This is a genomic window from Pseudoalteromonas sp. bablab_jr010 (genome assembly GCF_016464105.1).
Taxonomy (GTDB): Bacteria; Pseudomonadota; Gammaproteobacteria; order Enterobacterales; family Alteromonadaceae; genus Pseudoalteromonas; species Pseudoalteromonas simplex.
Window position 1 is genome coordinate 131,619 of sequence record NZ_JACDWV010000070.1, and the last position, 21,101, is coordinate 152,719.

Annotated in this window: 18 protein-coding genes and 1 tRNA gene; 16 read left to right on the plus strand and 3 right to left on the minus strand. The window is 41.5% G+C overall.

Translation table 11 applies throughout. The features are described from left to right. Nucleotides 1-155: 155 nt before the first annotated feature. The 9 genes from acpP (at nt 156) to JIG37_RS06130 (ending at nt 8,116) form a co-directional block, all read left to right on the plus strand. Nucleotides 156-392: an acyl carrier protein gene (acpP, locus tag JIG37_RS06090; protein ID WP_016707440.1), complete on the plus strand. Its 237-nt coding sequence runs from the start codon at nt 156-158 to the stop codon at nt 390-392. A 117-nt stretch (nt 393-509) separates the two neighbouring features. Continuing rightward, nucleotides 510-1,748, plus strand: coding sequence for a beta-ketoacyl-ACP synthase II (gene fabF / locus JIG37_RS06095; protein WP_138619744.1), 1,239 nt, complete (start codon nt 510-512; stop codon nt 1,746-1,748). 57 nt (nt 1,749-1,805) lie between these two features. Next, the gene (pabC, locus tag JIG37_RS06100; protein ID WP_138619743.1) at nt 1,806-2,618 is read left to right on the plus strand and encodes an aminodeoxychorismate lyase; all 813 of its coding nucleotides are present in this window, start codon (nt 1,806-1,808) and stop codon (nt 2,616-2,618) included. Next, nucleotides 2,615-3,592, plus strand: a complete 978-nt coding sequence (gene mltG / locus JIG37_RS06105; RefSeq protein ID WP_138619742.1) for an endolytic transglycosylase MltG — start codon at nt 2,615-2,617, stop codon at nt 3,590-3,592. The genes pabC and mltG overlap by 4 nt, the downstream gene beginning before the upstream one ends. 18 nt (nt 3,593-3,610) lie before the next feature. Continuing rightward, the gene (gene tmk / locus JIG37_RS06110; protein WP_138619741.1) at nt 3,611-4,237 is read left to right on the plus strand and encodes a dTMP kinase; all 627 of its coding nucleotides are present in this window, start codon (nt 3,611-3,613) and stop codon (nt 4,235-4,237) included. A gap of 1 nt (nt 4,238) precedes the next feature. After that, nucleotides 4,239-5,132 carry a DNA polymerase III subunit delta' gene (locus JIG37_RS06115; RefSeq protein ID WP_138619740.1) on the plus strand — a complete coding sequence of 298 codons (894 nt, stop codon included), beginning with the start codon at nt 4,239-4,241 and terminating at the stop codon, nt 5,130-5,132. A gap of 8 nt (nt 5,133-5,140) precedes the next feature. Beyond that, a complete protein-coding gene (locus tag JIG37_RS06120) occupies nt 5,141-5,467 on the plus strand; it encodes a PilZ domain-containing protein (protein WP_054554720.1) in 327 nt (108 codons plus the stop codon). A 13-nt stretch (nt 5,468-5,480) separates the two neighbouring features. Beyond that, the gene (locus JIG37_RS06125) at nt 5,481-6,260 is read left to right on the plus strand and encodes a YchF/TatD family DNA exonuclease (protein WP_138619739.1); all 780 of its coding nucleotides are present in this window, start codon (nt 5,481-5,483) and stop codon (nt 6,258-6,260) included. Between the two features lie 35 nt (nt 6,261-6,295). Then, nucleotides 6,296-8,116, plus strand: coding sequence for an alkaline phosphatase D family protein (locus JIG37_RS06130; RefSeq protein ID WP_138619748.1), 1,821 nt, complete (start codon nt 6,296-6,298; stop codon nt 8,114-8,116). Nucleotides 8,117-8,374: 258 nt separating this feature from the next. Here the strand turns inward: JIG37_RS06130 and rsmF are convergent, their stop codons facing one another. Continuing rightward, nucleotides 8,375-9,814, minus strand: a complete 1,440-nt coding sequence (gene rsmF / locus JIG37_RS06135; protein WP_138619738.1) for a 16S rRNA (cytosine(1407)-C(5))-methyltransferase RsmF — start codon at nt 9,812-9,814, stop codon at nt 8,375-8,377. 280 nt (nt 9,815-10,094) lie between these two features. On the opposite strand from rsmF, the gene JIG37_RS06140 reads away from it, so the two are divergent. The 5 genes from JIG37_RS06140 to prpF all read left to right on the plus strand — a co-directional run bounded on the left by JIG37_RS06140 (nt 10,095) and on the right by prpF (nt 16,790). After that, a complete protein-coding gene (locus JIG37_RS06140; RefSeq protein WP_138619737.1) occupies nt 10,095-10,799 on the plus strand; it encodes a GntR family transcriptional regulator in 705 nt (234 codons plus the stop codon). 84 nt (nt 10,800-10,883) lie between these two features. After that, nucleotides 10,884-11,759 (plus strand): methylisocitrate lyase, encoded by an 876-nt coding sequence (prpB, locus tag JIG37_RS06145; RefSeq protein ID WP_054554724.1) that lies wholly within the window; start codon nt 10,884-10,886, stop codon nt 11,757-11,759. A gap of 24 nt (nt 11,760-11,783) precedes the next feature. Beyond that, nucleotides 11,784-12,908, plus strand: a complete 1,125-nt coding sequence (prpC, locus tag JIG37_RS06150) for a 2-methylcitrate synthase (RefSeq protein ID WP_138600115.1) — start codon at nt 11,784-11,786, stop codon at nt 12,906-12,908. A 117-nt stretch (nt 12,909-13,025) separates the two neighbouring features. Continuing rightward, entirely contained in the window at nt 13,026-15,617 is a 2,592-nt protein-coding gene (acnD, locus tag JIG37_RS06155; protein ID WP_199528959.1) for a Fe/S-dependent 2-methylisocitrate dehydratase AcnD, read from the plus strand. Between the two features lie 3 nt (nt 15,618-15,620). Beyond that, complete coding sequence (gene prpF, locus JIG37_RS06160; protein ID WP_138619735.1) at nt 15,621-16,790, plus strand: 2-methylaconitate cis-trans isomerase PrpF; 1,170 nt, start codon at nt 15,621-15,623, stop codon at nt 16,788-16,790. 40 nt (nt 16,791-16,830) lie between these two features. On the opposite strand, the gene JIG37_RS06165 is transcribed toward prpF, so the two are convergent. Continuing rightward, nucleotides 16,831-17,724, minus strand: coding sequence for a transporter substrate-binding domain-containing protein (locus tag JIG37_RS06165; protein ID WP_249364138.1), 894 nt, complete (start codon nt 17,722-17,724; stop codon nt 16,831-16,833). Between the two features lie 209 nt (nt 17,725-17,933). Between JIG37_RS06165 and JIG37_RS06170 the strand changes: the two genes are divergently transcribed. Then, a complete protein-coding gene (locus JIG37_RS06170) occupies nt 17,934-19,880 on the plus strand; it encodes a glycoside hydrolase family 97 protein (protein ID WP_199528960.1) in 1,947 nt (648 codons plus the stop codon). Nucleotides 19,881-20,073: 193 nt separating this feature from the next. Beyond that, on the plus strand, nt 20,074-20,388 hold the full coding sequence (locus JIG37_RS06175) for a multidrug efflux SMR transporter (RefSeq protein ID WP_054554730.1): 315 nt from the start codon (nt 20,074-20,076) through the stop codon (nt 20,386-20,388). Between the two features lie 584 nt (nt 20,389-20,972). Here the strand turns inward: JIG37_RS06175 and JIG37_RS06180 are convergent. After that, nucleotides 20,973-21,057, minus strand: a tRNA-OTHER gene (locus JIG37_RS06180). Between the last annotated feature and the right edge of the window lie 44 nt (nt 21,058-21,101).

Here is a 21,101-nt window from a genome sequence, read left to right on the forward strand (position 1 = left end):
CGCTATGAAAATAAGCGATAAATGAACAAATACTATTCGAGAGGTTTGACCAGATAAGTAATTATCAGCAAATCCTTGAATCACAGAATTATGCGGCGTAAACTACGCCGCAATCTGAAAATAACGCATTGGCGTTTTTAATAAAGGAAAGAAGAATGAGCGACATCCAAGAACGCGTAAAGAAAATTATCATTGAGCAACTAGGTGTTAAAGAAGAAGAAGTAAAACATGAAGCTTCTTTCGTTGACGACTTAGGTGCTGATTCACTTGACACTGTAGAACTAGTAATGGCTCTTGAAGAAGAGTTCGACACTGAGATCCCAGACGAAGAAGCTGAAAAGATCACTACAGTTCAAGCTGCAATCGATTACGTTACAGCTCACGCTGAGTAATTTTACGCATTTTGATTTTAAGGGCAGCATTAAGCTGCCCTTAGTCTATCTATAGAATGATACTAATAAATTTGGTATACACCCCACCTAAAATAATTTCCTTATTGGAGGCAACCCGTGGCTAAACGTCGAGTCGTCGTAACTGGCTTAGGAATGTTGACACCGCTAGGTAATGATGTTGAATCTACTTGGCAAGGTTTGTTAAACGGTAAAAGTGGTATTCAAACTATCACGCATTTCGATACCTCAAGTTTCGGCACCAAATTCGCAGGTTTGCTGAATGACTTTGATGCATCAGCTTACATGTCACCGAAAGATGCAAAGAAAATGGATTTGTTTATCCAATATGGCATTGCAGCGGGTGTACAAGCACTACAAGATTCTGGTCTAGAGATCACTGAAGAAAACGCCACTCGTGTTGGTGTAGCAGTGGGTTCTGGCATCGGTGGTTTAACTTTAATTGAAGAAAACCACATCAAACTATTAAATAGCGGCCCGCGTAAGCTTTCTCCGTTTTACGTGCCTTCGACCATTATCAATATGATCTCTGGTCATTTATCGATTATGCACGGTTTACGTGGCCCTAATATTTCAATCGTTACAGCCTGTACTACAGGTCTACATAACATTGGTCACGCTGCACGTATGATTGCATACGGCGATGCAGATGCAATGGTAGCCGGTGGTGCTGAAAAAGCATCGACACCAATTGGTATGGGTGGCTTTAATGCGGCACGTGCATTATCAACTCGTAACGACGATCCACAAGCAGCATCTCGTCCTTGGGATAAAGACCGTGATGGTTTTGTTCTTGCTGATGGTGCTGGTGTTATCGTACTTGAAGAATATGAGCATGCTAAAGCACGTGGCGCGAAGATCTACGCTGAACTCGTTGGTTTTGGTATGAGTGGCGATGCATATCACATGACATCTCCACCTGAAGACGGTGCAGGCGCGGCTCTAGCGATGGAAAATGCCCTAAACGATGCACAAGTTAATGCAGACCAAGTTGGTTACATTAATGCTCACGGTACATCGACGAATGCAGGCGATAAAGCCGAAACATCCGCTGTTAAAACTATTTTTGGCGATGCAGCGAAAGATGTGATGGTAAGTTCATCTAAATCAATGATGGGTCACTTGTTAGGTGCAGCAGGCTCGGTAGAGTCAATTATTACTATCTTGTCACTTGTTGACCAGAAAGTAAGCCCTACAATCAACCTTGATAACCCAGATGAAGACTGTGATTTAGACTACGTACCGCACACTGCACGTGACGCTAAATTGGATTACGCACTATGTAATTCATTTGGTTTTGGTGGTACTAATGGCTCGTTGCTGTTTAAAAAGGTATAATTCTTTTTAACAACGGACTAAAAAGAAGAGCCCAGTTGTTTAACTGGGCTTTTTTGTATGAATAAATTAAAACAAACAATAAAAATAGTCACACCAGACACCACAATAAGCACGCAAGATCGTGGCTTAAATTATGGTGATGGCTTTTTTACCACAGCCTCTGTGATGAATTCTGTCGTTGAGCACTGGGATTTACACAAAGCGCGTTTAGAAGAATGCGCGCAAAGACTATTTTTCCCCGAATTAGATTTAAGCGCAATTGAGCGTGAAGTTAACCACGTAATCAGTGATACACAAACCGGTATTTTAAAAATAGTTGTCACCCGTGGTGCAGGTGGGCGTGGTTATGGCTTACCAGACACACCAAGTATCCAAGTGCTGATCAGTACCATGCCTGCAGTTTCACACTATAAAAGTTGGCAGCAGCAGGGGGCAAACCTTGAAATCAGTGACGTGAAACTTGCACATCAACCTTTACTTGCAGGCTTAAAAACATTGAACCGTTTAGAGCAAGTGCTTATCAAAAAGCAAATGAGCAGCCTTGAATGTGATGACGTTGTTGTACTTGATTATGATAACAATGTGATTGAGTGCTCTGCTGCAAATATTTTTGCTATTAAAGACGGTCAAGTTATGTCACCTAAGTTAGACCGCTGCGGTATCACTGGGGTTTATCTCAGCGCTTTATGTGATAAGTTAGCCATTGAATTTAAAGCAATCCAATTAGATGAGCTTTTAGCTATGGATGCCGTATTTATGTGTAATAGTTTAATGGGCGTGGTGCCCGTTGCACGAATTGCTGATACACAGTTTGATATTGAATGCAGTAAAGCGCTATTAACGGCGCAGTTTGCCAAGGAGAGTGTGTGATAAAAGTCATTGTTAGCGTGCTGTTATTAGCATTGCTATGTTGTGGTATTGGCTATCAACAACTTCAATCAGCATTAAAAATGCCGTTAAAAGTTGGAAATAGTACTTTATTTAAAGTGGAGCGTGGCACCGGCTTTAATCAACTTTGCCAAGCATGGCATTCAAAGCAGTGGGTTGATAGCTGTTTTAAATTTCAGGTACTAGCTAAATTAGATCCTACGCTTACTGATCTAAAAGCGGGTCTTTATGAACTGGATACAAGCGCTGTGATTGATAATATTCGTCGTATCAATCAAGGTGCACAAGTGAGCTTTAGCTTCACAATTATTGAAGGTCAGCCACTTCGTGACGTTGTTGCTAATATTCAAAAGCAAGCGCATTTAAGCCAAGACTTAGATACAGAAAATTTAGCGACGCAGATAAGTAACACGCAAGAGAATTTAGAAGGCTGGTTGTTCCCTGATACCTATCACTACCATAGCGAAGATAGTGCCAGCGGCTTATTAAAACGCGCATACAACAAAATGCAGCAGGAATTAGACACCGCATGGCAAACTAGAGCGCCAGATTTAGTATTAAGCTCACCGTATGAAGCGTTAATACTGGCTTCTATCATCGAAAAAGAAACGGGCCTTGCTTCTGAGCGACCATTAATTTCTGCGGTATTTACCAATCGTTTAAAAACCAATATGCGCTTACAAACCGATCCAACGGTTATTTATGGTATTGGTGCTGATTTTGATGGCGATATAAAACGAAAAGATTTAACAACCTATACACCGTATAACACGTATAAGATAAAAGGCTTGCCGCCAACACCCATAGCCATGCCTTCGAAAGCAGCGATTTTGGCCGCGGTTAATCCACCTGAGTCTGAATATGTGTATTTTGTTGCGAAAGGGGATGGCAGCCATCAATTTTCGAAAACATTGCAAGAACATAATCGAGCGGTAAAGCAGTACCAATTAAACTAACAACCAGAATTGAGTCATATGACAGCGAAATTTATAGTGATTGAAGGCCTAGAAGGGGCCGGAAAATCAACGGCTATTGCCGTATGCCAAGCTTATTTAGAAAACAAGCAAGTCGATTTTATTAATGTACGTGAGCCTGGCGGTACAGCTATGGCTGAAGAGCTGCGTAATATCGTCAAACAGGCTCACCAAGAAACAGTGACGAGTGAAACAGAGCTGTTAATCATGTATGCAGCACGTTCGCAATTGGTTGCTAATGTTATTAATCCGGCACTTGAAAAGGGCACTTGGGTTTTAGGTGATCGCCATGATCTTTCATCACAAGCATATCAAGGTGGTGGTCGTGGTATTGAACAGATTAAACTCTCTTTTTTAGCTGATATGGTGCTAAATGGTTTAAAACCTGATTTAACCATTTATTTAGACATTGACCCAGCTGTGGGTCTTGCTCGCGCTAAAGGACGTGGTGAACTTGATCGTATCGAACAAGAAGCATTAGACTTTTTTGAGCGCACTCGCGCACGCTACCTTGAAATAGCTAAAACTGATAGCAGTATCAAAACTGTGGATGCAAACCAAACAATGCCAGAAGTACATGCGGCAATCACAACTGTGCTTGATAACTTTTTTGCAGGTTTAAATTAATATGCCTTTGCCGTGGCTTGAAGGGCTTTATCAGCAACTTGCGCAAAGTTTAGCACAGCAACGCTTTCATCATGCACAGCTATTTAATGGTGATAAAGGAGTTGGCAAGCAACGTTTAGTCGATTCGCTCGCTGATGGGTTACTTTGTGCGTCACCTGTAAACTTAAAAGTCTGTGGCAATTGTAAAAGCTGCCAACTAAATCAAGCGGGTACTCATCCTGATAAACGCGTTGTAAAAGTAGAAGGCCAAACAATAGGCGTTGATGAAATTCGGGAGATCAGTGATTTTATCAACCATTCAGCAGCGCAAAATGGTAACAAAGTAGTGGTGCTTGAACAGTGTCACAAAATGACCACTGCAGCGGCTAATGCTTTATTAAAAACCCTTGAAGAGCCAAGTTTGCGCCGTTATTTATTGTTAACGTGCGAACAAACAGCATTATTACCTGCAACAATTTTAAGTCGCTGTGCGGTACACGAAATAAAGGTTAACCAAGAATATACAACACAATGGTTAGCATCACTGAACATTGCTAATTATTCATGGTTAGAGTTATTCGCTAGGCAGCCACTGCTTGTTCAGCAGTGGCAAAATGATAACCAACTTGAAGCTATTGATTCACTCTTTAAATTTGCAACTGAGATAAAAGACAGCCATAATTTCAGTGCGTTAGTCGACATCCTTAATAAAGATCATAGCTTGGTTAATGTATTTGCCTTGTTTTTAACAGAGCATCTTAAAACGCAATTAGTATTAGGAATGGACTTTTTCAATTATCAAAAAGCACAATCTGCTATTTCAGAGTTTCTTTATAACAGCTCGCATGTGCTTGGCTTAAATATGGAACTAGCCATTTCACAATTAGCGTTTACTTTACGTGAAAGTCAAAATTAGGATATATCGTGCAAGAATTATTAGTAGATATCGAAGACTTGGAAGAATTATATCGCTGTTACATGCCTTATCTAAAAAATGGTGGTTTGTTTGTGCGCACTAATATGCGCTTTGAAATGGGTCATTCATTGGCTTTAAAAGTAACATTACCAGATGCACTCGAAGATGATGTCGTAACGGGTAAAGTTGCTTGGATCACACCACAAGGTGCGCAAAGCTCAAACCCGCCAGGTATTGGTGTGAATTTTATCGATGATAAAACCAATTTAAATGCCAAAATCGAAAAACTACTCGGTACTATGTTAAACTCAGGCAATCCGACCTATACCATGTAATAAAAGTAGTACCATGATTGTAGATTCTCATTGTCATTTAGACAGGCTTGATTTCGATAAACTCGACCTTAATTTAGACCAAGTACTTGAAAACGCTCGCGCTAAGAAAGTAGAACACTTTTTATGTGTAAGCGTAACTTTAGATCAATTCCCAAGTATGCTGGATAAAATTAAACACTATCCAGATGTTTCTGCATCATGCGGTGTGCATCCACTTGATCAAAAAGACGCACTCGATAAGCAAAAGCTTATTTCACATGCAAGCCACGACAAAGTGGTGGCAATTGGCGAAACGGGTCTTGATTACTATTACTCAAAAGAGACCCATATTGTTCAGCAAGAAAGCTTTGTTGGTCATATCGAGGTTGCTAATGAGCTCAATAAACCGCTAATCATTCATACACGAGATGCCAGAGAAGACACCATCAACTTAATGCGCGCTCACAATGCCGAGAAGTGTGGTGGTGTATTGCATTGCTTTACAGAAAACTGGGATATGGCCAAAAAAGCCATTGATATGGGCTTTTATATTTCGATTTCGGGCATTGTTACGTTTAAAAATGCCGTAGAGTTAAAAGACGTTGTAAAGCAAATTCCGCTAGATCGCTTACTAATCGAAACAGATTCACCGTATTTAGCGCCTGTTCCATATCGTGGTAAAACAAATCAACCAGCCTATGTTGAAGATGTGGCTTACTACATCGCTGAGTTAAAAGGGCTTACTTTTAACGAATTAGCTGAAGCAACAACTAACAACTTTTATTCGTTGTTTAATCAAGCTAAAAGGGCATAATAGTGGACGGCGTATCGAACTTACCTCAGTTAGTAATGGGGCCAATGGTACGCCGAGCAGATGCAGGGCGAGTGTGCTTTCAATTTGTTACAACTAGGCCTTGCCACTACCGAATTGAGTTTAGCGGAGTTGAAACATACTCGAACTTAGAGTCCATCCAATTAGGGCAACATCTTTACTTAAATTTCATCAATGTCATGCCTGTCAATGGCCAGTTTGCAGTTGACTCACTGATCTACTATTCATTACATGATGAAGAAAAAAGCCTTGATTTATCGTCTTATTGCTATGAACGTGCAGAATCTCCTGCATTTGTGATCCCAAATCGACTCGATAGAATTCTGCATGGTTCGTGTCGTAACCCTCATCATCCTGCAAAAGATAGCCTTGTAGCTGCAGATAATTGGCAAAATGATCAGCGCCAGTCACTTAATGCAGGTGCTGATCTATTATTGTTATCTGGCGATCAAATATATGCGGATGATGTCGCAGGGCCTATGCTGCTCGCGATTGAAAAAGTGATTAGTCTATTTGGTGTATTTCAAGAGCCAGCGCTTGATTTAGATTTACCAGCAGGGTTCGAGCAGCAACTTTATCAGCGCCATTTACACTTACCCAAAGTACCTTGGCAAAAACGGAGCAAATTTGGTGTTGGTTATTGGCTTAAAAAAGATGAGCCACACTTCTCAAGCTTAAAAGCTGAAAACCATTTAATTCATTTTCAAGAATTTATAGCGCTATATTTATTAAACTTCAGTGCTGTTACTTGGCAGCTAATTGAGTTTGAATCAATTGAATGCCCAGCATTAGCCCCTAAATACGCTAACCTATTTAAACTTGAAAAGGACGCACTGGTTGGCTTTGCAAATGGCCTTCAGAGTGTTGAAAGGTTATTCGCCAATGTGTCGACACTAATGATGTTTGATGATCATGATGTCACCGATGATTGGAACTTAACAGCAGGGTGGGAGCAAGCTATTTATCAGCACCCAGCTAGCCGTCGTATTGTAAATAATGGCCTGATTAGTTATTGGTTAATGCAAGGGATTGGTAATGATGCCGGTGATAACACTTTGTCTTTATTACCCAGTTTTAAACAAAGCCTGCAACAACAGAGCTGGCATTTTAAAGACTTTGATAAGCTAATACTCAATTTTAACCATTGGCATTACGAGCTTAATACCATCCCCAAAGTTGTGGTTCTCGATACCCGAACCCATCGCTGGCGTAATGAGCAAAATTTCAATGAACCATCAGGCTTACTTGATTGGGAAAGGCTCACTGAATTAGAAGAAAGCTTATTGTCTCACGATAAAGTGATTATTGTATCTCCAGCACCGGTGTTTGGTGTTAAATCGATTGAAGCAATCCAAGCTATTTTTAATTTTTGCGGGCAGCCATTGTTGGTTGATGTTGAAAACTGGATGGCCCATGAAGGTTCTGCTAAAAAACTGCTAGATACTTTTCGCCGTGAAGATACACCAAAAGAAACCTTGATCCTCTCTGGTGATGTCCATTATTCATTTTGTTTTTCAGTGCAAAAGCGCTTTGGTAAACATAAAAACCGAATTTGGCAGTTGACTGCCAGTGGTATTAAAAATGAGTTCCCACGCAAACTTATTAATGTACTCGATAAACTCGACTCAATTTTATATGCCCCGAAAAGCCCACTTAACTTTTTCACTAAACGTTGGCAAATGGAAGTTGATAAACATCAAACCAAAGGCGAAGGACAAAAGTATTTGGTCAGTAATGCGGCTATCAGCTTAATTGAGCTCAATGACGGTTTACTTGCTAAATATGAACTTATTCACGCTGATAACCAAATAACTGAATTCGATTTAAACGATAATTAATCGAATACATTAGAATAAAAAAACGCCCAGAACGAATCCGCATTGTTCTGGGCTTAGGGGGTGGCTCGTGTGAGCCTGCGCTAACTATAAAAAAAACACCTTCTAAATTCAGTAGGGAGAAGTAGAAAGTACTTTTAAGTGTAGTTAATCAACAGGAAATTGCACGGTAAATGTACAAATTTTATACTGGTTTAAAATCAGTCTGTTACAGCTTTTTACCTAAATTAGCGCCTTATTTATACAGTCTTTATGCGCAACTTATACCCAAGTTATCAACTGGGCATTTTGGACCAAATCACGAGGTAATGAGTTCTTAATTTTATTCTTTTGCCACTTACCTAGGCCTACCGGACAACCACATAACATTAAAACTACTTCACCATTATCTTGCGTTGGTTTTTCGAGCCTAATATCTTTACCGTTAAAGTAATCGTTTGCTTGGCAAGCAGACATCTCAAAGGTATTTTTATCGCAATCTTGGCCAAAGACAGTGGCAAACTCGTGAGTTAAGCGAACACCGCCTTTGTGGATCACACCAAGTTGAATACCTAAACGTGAGTATTTAATTTTATCATGCAGTTCATCAAAGCCATCAGGAAACAACCAAAGCTCTTTATCACGTTGCATTAAGGTGCCTTGAAGTGATTTTAGACCGAACTGTTTTTTAATTGTTTGCATAAACGCTTGGCTTTGCTTTTTATCAAATTCAGCAAACGGAAATGCGCCTTTTTTAACTTTTTGATTTGGGTTATCGCTTGATGCTACTTTCTTAAATTTAGCGATGAAGAAACCTTCACTGTCGTAAGTTTGCGGCCAAACATGTAAATAACCTTCACTGGTTGTCGCTTTGTCTGCGCCATCAAACAGGCTGTCGAGCGGTTGTACTTCGATGCAATCAGGGAACTCTGCTAATAGATACTCACACACTTGTTGGTTTTCAAGGGGTGTTAAAGTACAGGTCGAATAGACTAATGTGCCGCCTGGTTTTAAGGCATAAAAGGCACTTTTGATAAGGGCTTTTTGCACAGCAGCAATATCAATATTAGATTCGATTGACCAATTCTTTAGGGCGTCTGCATCTTTACGAACCGTGCCTTCACCTGAACACGGGGCATCTAGCAAAATGCTGTCGAAGCACTCATACATGTAGTCCCCGAATATCACACCGTCAAAATGTGATAATGCACAATTACCCACACCCATACGTTTGAGGGTTGCAGCCAATACTTTTAAGCGTGACGATGACAACTCATTGGCCACTAACACGCCACTATTATCCATCATGGCGGCAATTTGTGATGTTTTTGAACCCGGTGCCGATGCCATATCAAGTACTGCATCGCTTTGCTTAACTTCGGCTCTTAGTGCTACCGGCGGTAACATTGAGCTGGCTTCTTGCACATACATAGCACCACTTAAATGTAAATCGGTATTACCGATTGCAAGGGCGGCTTCTTCGTCGCTTGGTCGTGTTAGCCAGAACCCTTCTTCGCACCATGGAATTGCTGTTAACTCCCATCCTTTTTTGGCACATTGACGCTGAAATTCATCGACTGACATTTTTAATGTATTTACGCGAACAGATCGTCTTAGTGGGCGGCGACAGGCTGCAATAAAGTCGTCTAATGATAAATGTTCAGGAAGGTAGCTTTTTACATCATCAATAAATGAGTCAGGAATATATGTATTAGCGTCCACTAAATGGCTCTCACATCACGTAATAATAGCTGGATCATACCATTTATAGCGCTATCAGGGGATATTTTTAGCTTTTTAACAGTGAGATTGAAGTGTCGACACATTGCTAATATAAATGTTCTTTATAGCCATTATTTTTGATAAATATCAATTTATGTCGACATTTCGCTGGTTTTTTAGCCTGTTTTTCCGATCTCAAGGTTGACAGTTTCAATGATAGGGCGCATAGTGAACTCACAAATTGTCGACAATCTTAATTTAGTACTTTGATAGACCTATTATGACAGAGCAAAAAGCCAACGATAACTACAACGATATCACGATAACAACAGCATCAGACCAAGTGTTTGTCGACATGCGTCGTGAAATTGTCCAAGGCACCATCGAGCAGGGTAGCAAAGTTTCTGAGCCAGAACTTGCTAAACGCTATGGTGTAAGCCGTGCCACCTTACGTGAGGCACTAAATCGTTTAGAGAGCTGTTATTTGGTAGAGCGTAAAGCAAATGTCGGTTGTCGTGTTGTTGCGCTAACCGCCGAGCGTTTAATCGAAGTCTATCAGGTTCGTAGTGCCTTAGAAGGGCTAGCTTGTCGGTTAGCTGCCGACAACATGGAACCTGAAGAAGTACAGGGTTTAAAACAGTTATTGAATCAGCACTTACAAACACAGCGTGTAAAAGAAGGTGAATCATACTACCAAGAAGCGGGCGACCTTGATTTTCATTATCGCATTATTAAAGGGTCGAAAAACGCACACTTAATTCATCTGTTATGTAATGAGTTGTACCAGTTAATTCGTATGTACCGTGTACAAATGGGGATGGTTGGGCCACGTGTATCAAAAGCGTTTGATGAACACTTGGCTATTATTAATGCCATTGAAAACCATGACGGTGAATTAGCCGAAATGCTTATGAAGCGCCATATCAGTGCGTCTCAGGCAAATATTCAGACGAAGTTTGACTTACTCGCAGCAAAAAATCAGTAGCGCCGTAGTTAAACAGTCACAATTTAGATTTAAAAAATAGAGTTAGCCAAAGAGCTGAAACCGTTCAAAGATAGGAGTTATCCAATGTCAGCAGGATTAAAATTCAAACAGGCAATCGCCAACAACAAGCCATTGCAAGTGGTTGGCACCGTCAACGCGTACTGCGCAATGATGGCAGAGAAAACAGGCCACCAAGCACTTTACCTCTCAGGTGCGGGTGTTGCTAACGCATCATACGGCATGCCAGATTTAGGTATGACTAGCCTTGATAACGTACTTGAAGATATTCGTCGAATCACCAGCGCTACCGACTTACCGCTTCTTGTTGATGCTGACACAGGTTGGGGCGGTGCTTTTAATATTGCTCGTACCGTTAAAGAAATGACCAAAGCAGGCGCAGCGGGCTTCCATATTGAAGACCAAGTAGCACAAAAACGTTGTGGTCACCGTCCTAATAAAGAGATCGTGTCTAAAGATGAAATGGTTGACCGTATTAAAGCGGCGGTTGATGCCAAAACAGACAGTGATTTTTATATTATGGCGCGTACTGATGCATTCCAAAAAGAAGGCTTAAATGCCGCGATTGACCGCGCAGCAGCGTGTGTTGAAGCTGGCGCAGATGCGATCTTTGCAGAAGCGGTACATGATTTAGCAGATTACCAAGCGTTTGCTAAAGCTTTAAATGTGCCAATTCTTGCGAATATCACTGAATTTGGCCAAACACCGCTTTATACAACTGAGCAATTGAGCGAAGTGGGTGTTGAAATTGTACTTTATCCACTTAGTGCATTTAGAGCGATGAACAAAGCCGCACTTAATGTGTATTCGTCTATTCTTAGCGAAGGCTCGCAACAAAGCCAAGTAGACAATATGCAAACACGTGCAGAATTATATGAGTTTTTAGATTATCACTCATATGAAAACACACTCGATAACCTTTTCTCAGCTAAAAAATCATAACGACAACATATAAGGAGAACACTCATGGTAGATAAAGCATTAGGCGGCGCAGGTTTACGTGGTCAAGTAGCAGGTGAAACAGCTCTGTGTACAGTAGGTAAGTCAGGTTCAGGTTTAACTTATTGTGGTTATGATATTAGTGAATTAGCAGATAAAGCGCAGTTTGAAGAAGTGTCTTTTTTGCTGTCGCGCGGTGAATTACCAACAGAGTCTGAGCTGACTGAATATAAAGCAAAGCTAAAATCACTACGTGGTTTACCAGATGCACTTAAAACAGTGCTTGAGAACATTCCTAAAGACGCGCATCCAATGGATGTAATGCGTACGGGTTGTTCAATGCTAGGTAACCTAGAAATGGAGCAAGACTTCTCAGAGGCGAATGATGCGATTGACCGCATGGTTGCCGTATTCCCAAGCATTATTTGTTACTGGTATCGTTTTAGCCATGACGGCGTTCGTATTGAAACTGAAACAGATGATGATTCGGTAGGTGCACACTTCTTACGTTTATTACATGACGAAGCACCATCAGCACTGTTTGAGCAAGTAATGAATGTGTCTTTAATTCTTTATGCAGAGCATGAGTTTAATGCATCAACATTCACTGCGCGTGTGTGTGCATCAACATTGTCTGATATTCACTCTTGTGTAACGGGTGCAATTGGTAGCTTACGTGGTCCACTTCATGGTGGTGCGAACGAAGCGGCTATGGATATGATTGAAGGCTTTACAAGTGCAGACCAAGCTGAAGATGCGCTGATGGGCATGCTTGAGCGTAAAGACAAGATCATGGGCTTTGGTCACGCTATTTACCGTGAATCAGATCCACGTAACGTGATCATCAAAAAATGGTCAGAAAAGCTGGCTGCAGAAGTGGGTGACGATGTTCTATATCCTGTATCTGTTCGATGTGAAGAAGTTATGTGGCGTGAAAAGAAATTATTCTGTAATGCTGATTTCTTCCATGCATCTGCGTATCACTTCATGGGTATCCCAACTAAGTTATTTACGCCAATTTTCGTGATGAGCCGTGTAACAGGTTGGACAGCACACGTGAAAGAGCAACGTGCTAATAACCGTATTATTCGCCCAAGTGCCGATTATACTGGCCCAGAAGCGCGTAGCTACACGCCAATTTCTGAGCGTTAATCGTTAATTAAATCAGTGATAGGGGTGGCTTGGCTGCCCCTTTATGAAGGGGCGAAATAAATACAAAAACAATCAGCCCACCATTGTTCACCGTCACCAAGTACAAGTAGAATCATCATGAATACAAATTTTAGAAAACCATTAGCAGGCACCGGCGTCGATTACTTTGATACGCGCGCTGCTGTTGATGCAATTAAACCGGGCAGCTATGCCACACTTCCTTATACATCGCGAGTACTTGCCGAAAACATAGTTCGTCGTTGTGACCCTGAAATGCTAAATGATGCATTGTCGCAATTGATTGACCGCAAGCGTGATTTAGATTTTCCATGGTTTCCTGCGCGCGTTGTGTGTCACGATATCTTAGGTCAAACAGCGTTAGTTGATTTAGCAGGCCTACGTGATGCCATTGCTGCAAAAGGCGGCGATCCTGCAAAAGTAAACCCCGTGGTACCAACTCAGTTAATTGTTGACCACTCATTAGCGGTTGAACACGCAGGTTTTGAACCTGACGCATTTGAAAAAAATCGTGCTATTGAAGACCGTCGTAACGATGACCGATTCCACTTTATTAATTGGACGAAAACAGCATTTAAAAATATTGATGTGATCCCGCCGGGTAACGGCATAATGCATCAAATCAATTTAGAGAAAATGTCGCCTGTGATCCAAAAACGTGACGGCGTGGCATTCCCAGATACATTAGTTGGTACAGATAGCCACACACCTATGGTCGATGCATTAGGTGTTATTGCAGTCGGTGTAGGTGGTCTTGAAGCTGAAAGCGTGATGCTTGGCCGTGCATCTTACATGCGTTTACCTGATATTGTGGGTGTCGAGCTTAAAGGCAAGCCACAACCGGGTATTACTGCAACCGATATCGTATTATCGATCACCGAATTTTTACGTAATGAAAGAGTTGTATCGACCTACCTTGAGTTTTATGGCGAAGGTGCCGATGCACTTACATTAGGCGATAGAGCAACTATTTCTAATATGACGCCGGAGTTTGGCGCAACAGCTGCGATGTTTTACATTGATGACAACACACTTGATTACCTACGTTTAACTGGCCGTGAAGAAGAGCAAGTTAAACTCGTCGAAACTTACGCAAAAGAGACTGGCCTTTGGAGTGATAGCCTTAAAACGGCTGAATATGAGCGTGTGTTAACCTTTGATCTATCATCAGTTGGTCGCAATATTGCGGGCCCTTCGAATCCACATCGCCGTGTTGCAACTAGCGATCTTGATAAAGCGGGTATCACTGGCGTTGTTGAGAATGAAGAAGGCTTAATGCCAGATGGTGCCTGTATAATTGCTGCAATCACAAGTTGTACGAATACTAGTAATCCACGCAATGTTATTGCCGCAGGTTTACTTGCGCGTAATGCTAACGCTAAAGGGTTAACTCGTAAGCCATGGGTTAAAACATCACTGGCACCGGGTTCTAAAGCGGTTAAGTCTTATTTAGAAGAAGCTAATTTGTTACCTGAGCTTGAGCAACTTGGCTTTGGTATTGTTGCCTTTGCGTGTACAACCTGTAACGGCATGAGTGGTGCGCTTGATCCTAAAATTCAGCAAGAAGTGATTGACCGCGACCTATACGCAACCGCTGTACTGTCGGGTAACCGTAACTTCGATGGCCGTATTCACCCTTATGCTAAACAAGCATTCTTAGCTTCACCGCCGCTGGTTGTTGCTTATGCTATCGCCGGTACTATTCGTTTTGATATCGAAAAAGATGTATTAGGGCATGATCAACAAGGTAACGAAATTCGCCTTATGGATTTATGGCCAACAGATGAAGAAATTGATGCGGTGATCAAACAAAGTGTTAAACCTGAACAATTTAAAAAGGTTTACGAGCCAATGTTTGACTTAAGTGTAGATTACGGTGAAGACAACGATCCACTTTACCAATGGCGTCCACAAAGTACCTATATTCGTCGTCCTCCTTATTGGGAAGGCGCATTAGCGGGTGAACGCTCTCTTAGTGATATGCGTGCATTAGCTGTGTTGGGCGACAACATCACTACTGATCACTTATCACCTTCGAATGCGATTTTAGCGTCAAGTGCTGCTGGTGAATACCTGGCTAAAATGGGTCTCCCAGAAGAAGATTTTAACTCCTATGCTACTCACCGAGGTGACCATTTAACAGCACAGCGTGCTACATTCGCTAACCCTAAGTTATTGAATGAAATGGTTAAAGAAAATGGTGAAGTGAAGCAAGGTTCATATGCTCGCATTGAACCAGAAGGCAAAGTGACGCGTATGTGGGAAGCTATCGAAACCTACATGCAGCGCAAACAACCGCTTATCATTGTAGCTGGTGCCGATTATGGTCAAGGTTCGTCACGTGACTGGGCTGCAAAAGGTGTTCGCCTAGCTGGTGTTCAAGTGATTGCAGCAGAAGGCTTTGAGCGTATTCACCGCACTAACTTAATTGGTATGGGCGTATTACCGCTTGAGTTTAAAGCAGGCACGACACGAACTACGCTAGGTATTGATGGTAGTGAGAGTTTTAGTGTCAAAGGTGAGCCAACACCAGGCGCAACACTGACATTAGTAATTACTCGTGCCAATGGTGAAACCGTTGAAGTACCAATGACGTGTCGTTTAGATACCGCTGAAGAAGTGTCAATTTATTCAGCGGGTGGTGTACTGCAACGTTTCGCGCAAGATTTTTTAGAATCTGAGGAGCACTAAGCGATGGCGTTTAAACCACAAATTAAGGTGCCAGCGACCTATATGCGTGGCGGCACCAGTAAAGGGGTTTTCTTTAACTTAACTGACTTACCTGAGCCTGCCCAGGTGGCAGGTGAGGCGCGCGATAACCTGTTGTTACGTGTGATTGGTAGCCCCGATCCTTACCAAAAACAAACTGATGGTATGGGCGGTGCAACCTCAAGCACCAGTAAGACGGTAATATTATCAAAAAGCGCGAAACCTGATCACGATGTTGATTATTTATTTGGTCAAGTAGCTATTGATAAAGCATTTGTTGATTGGAGTGGTAACTGCGGAAATTTAACTTCTGCAGTCGGAGCCTTTGCTGTGTCGAACGGCCTTGTTGATGCCAGCAAAATTCTAGACAACGGCGTTGTCGAAGTTAAAGTTTGGCAAGTCAATATTAGTAAAACCATTATAGTACATGTGCCAATTACTAACGGCGAAGTGCAAGAAACCGGTGATTTTGAGCTTGATGGCGTGACCTTTCCAGCCGCTGAAGTAAAACTTGAATTTATGGACCCTGCAGATGGCGAAGGGGCCTTATTCCCAACAGGTAACTTAGTCGATGAGCTAGAAGTGCCGGGTATTGGTATGTTGTCTGCAACGATGATCAATGCGGGTATTCCTACAGTTTTCATTAACGCCAGTGAAGTTGGCTACGATGGCACAGAGCTTCAAGAAGCCATAAATGGTGACGCATCGGCACTTGAAAAATTAGAAACAATTCGCGCCTATGGGGCGTTGAAAATGGGGCTAATTTCTCATATTGATGAAGCAAAGGCACGCCAACATACGCCAAAAGTAGCTTGGGTAGCACCTGCTAAAACGTATCACGCATCAAGCGGTAAAGTTGTCAGTGGTACAGATATTGATTTAGTGGTACGTGCTATGTCGATGGGTAAATTGCACCATGCTATGATGGGCACGGCTGCGGTAGCAATAGGTACTGCAGCTGCCATACCTGGAACTTTAGTAAATCTTGCGGCAGGCGGTGGTGAGCGACAAGAGGTAAACTTTGGTCATCCTTCTGGCACTTTAAAAGTCGGCGCTGCTGCAACACTTGTTGATGGCAATTGGCAAGTCACTAAAGCAAGTATGAGCCGAAGTGCGCGTGTGTTGATGGAAGGCTGGGTTAGAGTGCCCGAGTAGTACTCAATCGCGTACTGATATAATCAAAATAAAGCGGCGGTTACGCCGCTTTGTCTGATCCGTAGCACTGTTGTTTCATTTCTTCAATATATTCATCAAACTTGCCGCTTTGTTGCATCAGTTCAATTTCATCATTTAAATCTTGTAAAACTTTTTGCCAGTGCGGCGTTGATTTACTAATAGAATAATAAAGCGGTTTGTATTCAAGCTTTGGTTCTAGCGCGACCAGTGATTCTAAAATTTGTCGTTTGCCGCTAATTGATAATTCAGACTTATAAACACTGGCTTTAAGAACTTCAAGGTCCGCCACAATCAGACTTACTCGATTACTTAGTAGAAGATGGATTAACTGGTATTCATTATTTGCGACGATTGTATCGATTTCTTTATTATCAATCATAGCATCGAGTTTTTTTGTGTTTTTATAAGAGCGGACTACACCAATAGGTAAATTCTCAACTGATTTTAAATCACCATTGAAAGGGATTTGATTTCCTTTTAACGCCACGAATGATAGATCTCCACCAGGTATTTCATGACTTAAAGCAAGTAAATTGTTGCGAGTTTTACTAAGAAAATTATCTGATACAACATCATCTTCAATGAAGTACTCAGGAAAAAGAATATCAGCGCGCCCTAATTCAGCTTCTCTAACGGCACGCGCCCATGGGTAGAAACCAATGTGTATGCCATAACCTTTTTCAAGAAGTGAGCTGACAGTAAATTGATAGAGCCAGCCCTTGTTACACAAGTTTTCGTCAATATAAGGAGGCCAATCTAAAGTGACGAGCTTTAAAACATGTTTGGCACTTAGGTTATAACCGTATCCGCCGTTGAAACGCACCGCTTCTTCAGTGACGATTTCACCATTTTTTTCAAAACTAACAGGTGTTAGACCCGCAAGGGCTTGATATGAGGCGAATAAAAAGAACACTGTTAATAGTTTCATAAATTGTTTAAGTTTTTGTTATTTATCTAAAGCTTAGCCTTTTGCCGTAAATATACAACCTAGGAACTGTAACAATATTTAACGAATGGAGTACATTTTTCGATCACAGCTTATAGTTGTAGACTTGAGTGACAAAAAGTTTACATTTGTATTATGGTATCACCTAATGCTTTTACAGCTTAAGGATAACAACAATGATAAAACTAAGTCTCTATATATCACTTCTCACAAGCTCTATGCTTGCTCACGCACAATTACCGCTTAGCGTTACAAGCCCTGATGGACAAATAACTGTAAAACTCGAAAAACAACAAAACCAGCTTGTTTATAGCGTAAATTATGGCAAGCAGGTTTTTTTGCAGCAATCAAAGCTTGGTTTAAATACCAACCTAGGTGATTTTTCACAAAGCCTCAAATATAAAAGCCATACAACCGCTTCGGTCAATAAAAGCTATAAACTGCATAATGCGAAGGTAAGTGACGTAAATTACACAGCGAATACACTCAAAGCGCAATTTGAAAACCAAGACGGCAGAATGCTTGGCGTCGAGTTTAATGTGTCTGATAGCGATGTTGCATTTCGTTATCAGATATCGGGAGCTGAAACAGATACCCGTATCAAGGTGTTAGCTGAATACAGTGCTTTTAACCTACCAGATAATGCAACTACATTTATAAGCCCACAAGCCTTACCTGAAACGGGCTGGATGCAAACAAAACCAAGTTACGAAGAGCCTTACACCTTTAACGAAGCCCTTGGTACACCGTCAGCGAACGGCGTGGGCTATACCTTTCCTGCATTATTTAAAAATAGCGACAAAGGCTGGTTATTAATTTCAGAAACCGGTGTTGATAGTCATTATGTTGGCTCAAAATTAAGCGAAGGCACGAAAGACGGTGTATATCGTATTTCATTTCCTCAGGCCGGTGAAAACAATGGCATTGGTGCAACTTATGCCGCTATGGCAATGCCAGCAACCACACCTTGGCGTACCATCACGTTAGGAACAAGTTTAAAACCAATTGTTGAATCAACCGTGGCATTTGATTTGGTTAAACCACTTTATCAAGCAAGTCAAAATTATAAAATGGGTCGATCAACATGGAGCTGGATTGTTTGGCAAGACCCAAGTATCAACTACGATGATCAAATCAAATTTATTGACTTAGCTGCATCATTAAATTTTGAATATGTATTAATCGACAATTGGTGGGATAAAAACATTGGCCGCGAGAGAATGGCTGAATTGGTTAAGTACGCCAATGGAAAGGGCGTTGATGTTATTTTGTGGTACAACTCAAATGGCTGGTGGAATGATGCACCACAGACCCCACAAAATAGAATGAACAGTGCACCTGCACGTCGAAATGAAATGGCGTGGCTGCAAAGCATTGGTGTAAAAGGGCTGAAAGTAGACTTTTTTGGTGGTGATAAACAAGAAACCATTAAACTGTATGAAGATATTCTTACAGATGCAAATCAGTATGGTTTAGTGATCACCTTTCATGGCAGCACCATCCCGCGTGGCTGGGAAAGAATGTATCCTAACTTCGTCACTTCTGAAGCGGTACTGGCATCGGAGAACCTTGTTTTTCATCAAAATTCGTTAGATTTACATGCCTATAACGCGACTATTTTACCATTCACTCGTAATGCTATTGGCGCTATGGATTTTGCCCCAGTGTTTTTAAACAAACGTTTATCGCAAGATCAAACCGTCGGCACTATTCGTAAAACCACAGATGCATTTGAACTGGCAACAGGTGTGCTTTATCAATCACCAGTGCAACATTTTGGCCTGACGCCAAATAACCTTGCAGAGCAACCCCAATTTGTTATTGATACTTTAAAGGCGATGCCAACGGTATGGGATGAAACACGCTATATTGCAGGTCAGCCGGGTCAAGATGCAACGATCGCAAGGCGTCATCAACAAACATGGTGGGTAGCAGCCGTGAATGGTGAAAGTAAAGCCAAAACAGTAGATATTGATTTACCTATGTTAGCGGGTAAAAAAATCACCCTGTTGTTTGATAAAAAAGATGGCAGCGCTGGTACTATGCAAGTCACAGTAAGTAACAGTGGCAAGTTAACCTTAAACTTATTAGCTCAAGGTGGCGCACTGATTATTGGTCGCTAACTGTGAGTTTATAGGCGACGAATAAAAGCCAAGTATAAAAAAGCGAGCAGATTGCTCGCTTTTTTGTGGCTATAGTTGCCTTGATAATTTGGGCGTGCTAAATTGCGCCGTGTGTAGTGATGTACTACACCGCTTTGAGGACGACCTTAAAGTTGAAATTAAATTCGGGGACGACCCCATAAAGAGGTCGACCATGAATTGGATCCTACTTATTGCTGCTGGCTTACTTGAAGTCGCTTGGGCTTATGGCTTAAAACAATCAGATGGTTTCACAAAACCCCTCATTTCATTCTTTACAATCTTAACCATGGCTGCCAGCTTTTATTGCTTAAGTGTGGCACTCAAATCATTACCACTTAGTTTGGCGTATGCGGTTTGGGTTGGTATCGGCGTTATTGGCTCAGCAATAATAGGCATGACACTATTAGCTGAAGGCGTGAGTCTATTAAAAATAGCCAGCTTGCTACTGATCGCCCTTGGCATTATTGGTTTGAAACTCGCCAATTAATAAATTTTTTACTGCTCCTACTCAGTTTCATAACGTTAATTCAGGGTATGAGACTGAGAGCAAACGATTGAAGCAGTAGTGCGTTAAACAACTGAACTACATATTTTAAATTTGGAACATTAAGAATTGGTACGACCGACTGGATTCGAACCACCGAATTTGGCGTGGGTCATAGAGAGCGGTAGTGTTCTAACCAACTGAGCTACAGATATTTTAAATTTGGAAAATTAAGTATTGGTACGACCGAGTGGATTCGAACCACCGATTTTGGCGTGGGTCATAGAGAGCGGTAGTGCTCTAACCAACTGAGCTAGAGATGTTTTAAATTTGGAACATTAAGAATTGGTACGACCGAGTGGATTCGAACTATTGACCTTTGGACCGAGCCGATAAGAGTGGTAGTGCTCTAACCAACTGAGTTTCAACTGTATAATATTGATTTTAGGATAATAAAATTATGAGGAATTTGAATAAATTGGTACGACCGAGTGGATTCGAACCACTGATTTTGGCGTGGGTCATAGAGAGCGGTAGTGCTCTAACCAACTGAGCTACAAATATTTTAAATTTGGAACATTAAGAATTGGTACGACCGAGTGGATTCGAACCACCGATTTTGGCGTGGGTCATTGAGAGTGTTAGTGCTCTAACCAACTGAGCTACGGTCGTACAGGCATTTAATTCTGAAGAAGATTAAATGTTTTGGTACGACC

What these genes read in the sequence shown, in the direction of transcription:
- JIG37_RS06115 (WP_138619740.1), top strand. Translation starts at nt 4,239, where the DNA reads ATGCCTTTGCCGTGGCTTGAAGGGCTTTATCAGCAACTTGCGCAAAGT.
- prpC (WP_138600115.1), top strand. Translation starts at nt 11,784, where the DNA reads ATGGTAGATAAAGCATTAGGCGGCGCAGGTTTACGTGGTCAAGTAGCA.
- tmk (WP_138619741.1), top strand. Translation starts at nt 3,611, where the DNA reads ATGACAGCGAAATTTATAGTGATTGAAGGCCTAGAAGGGGCCGGAAAA.
- pabC (WP_138619743.1), top strand. Translation starts at nt 1,806, where the DNA reads ATGAATAAATTAAAACAAACAATAAAAATAGTCACACCAGACACCACA.
- JIG37_RS06140 (WP_138619737.1), top strand. Translation starts at nt 10,095, where the DNA reads ATGACAGAGCAAAAAGCCAACGATAACTACAACGATATCACGATAACA.
- prpF (WP_138619735.1), top strand. Translation starts at nt 15,621, where the DNA reads ATGGCGTTTAAACCACAAATTAAGGTGCCAGCGACCTATATGCGTGGC.
- JIG37_RS06130 (WP_138619748.1), top strand. Translation starts at nt 6,296, where the DNA reads ATGGGGCCAATGGTACGCCGAGCAGATGCAGGGCGAGTGTGCTTTCAA.
- acnD (WP_199528959.1), top strand. Translation starts at nt 13,026, where the DNA reads ATGAATACAAATTTTAGAAAACCATTAGCAGGCACCGGCGTCGATTAC.
- acpP (WP_016707440.1), top strand. Translation starts at nt 156, where the DNA reads ATGAGCGACATCCAAGAACGCGTAAAGAAAATTATCATTGAGCAACTA.
- JIG37_RS06125 (WP_138619739.1), top strand. Translation starts at nt 5,481, where the DNA reads ATGATTGTAGATTCTCATTGTCATTTAGACAGGCTTGATTTCGATAAA.
- JIG37_RS06170 (WP_199528960.1), top strand. Translation starts at nt 17,934, where the DNA reads ATGATAAAACTAAGTCTCTATATATCACTTCTCACAAGCTCTATGCTT.
- JIG37_RS06175 (WP_054554730.1), top strand. Translation starts at nt 20,074, where the DNA reads ATGAATTGGATCCTACTTATTGCTGCTGGCTTACTTGAAGTCGCTTGG.
- prpB (WP_054554724.1), top strand. Translation starts at nt 10,884, where the DNA reads ATGTCAGCAGGATTAAAATTCAAACAGGCAATCGCCAACAACAAGCCA.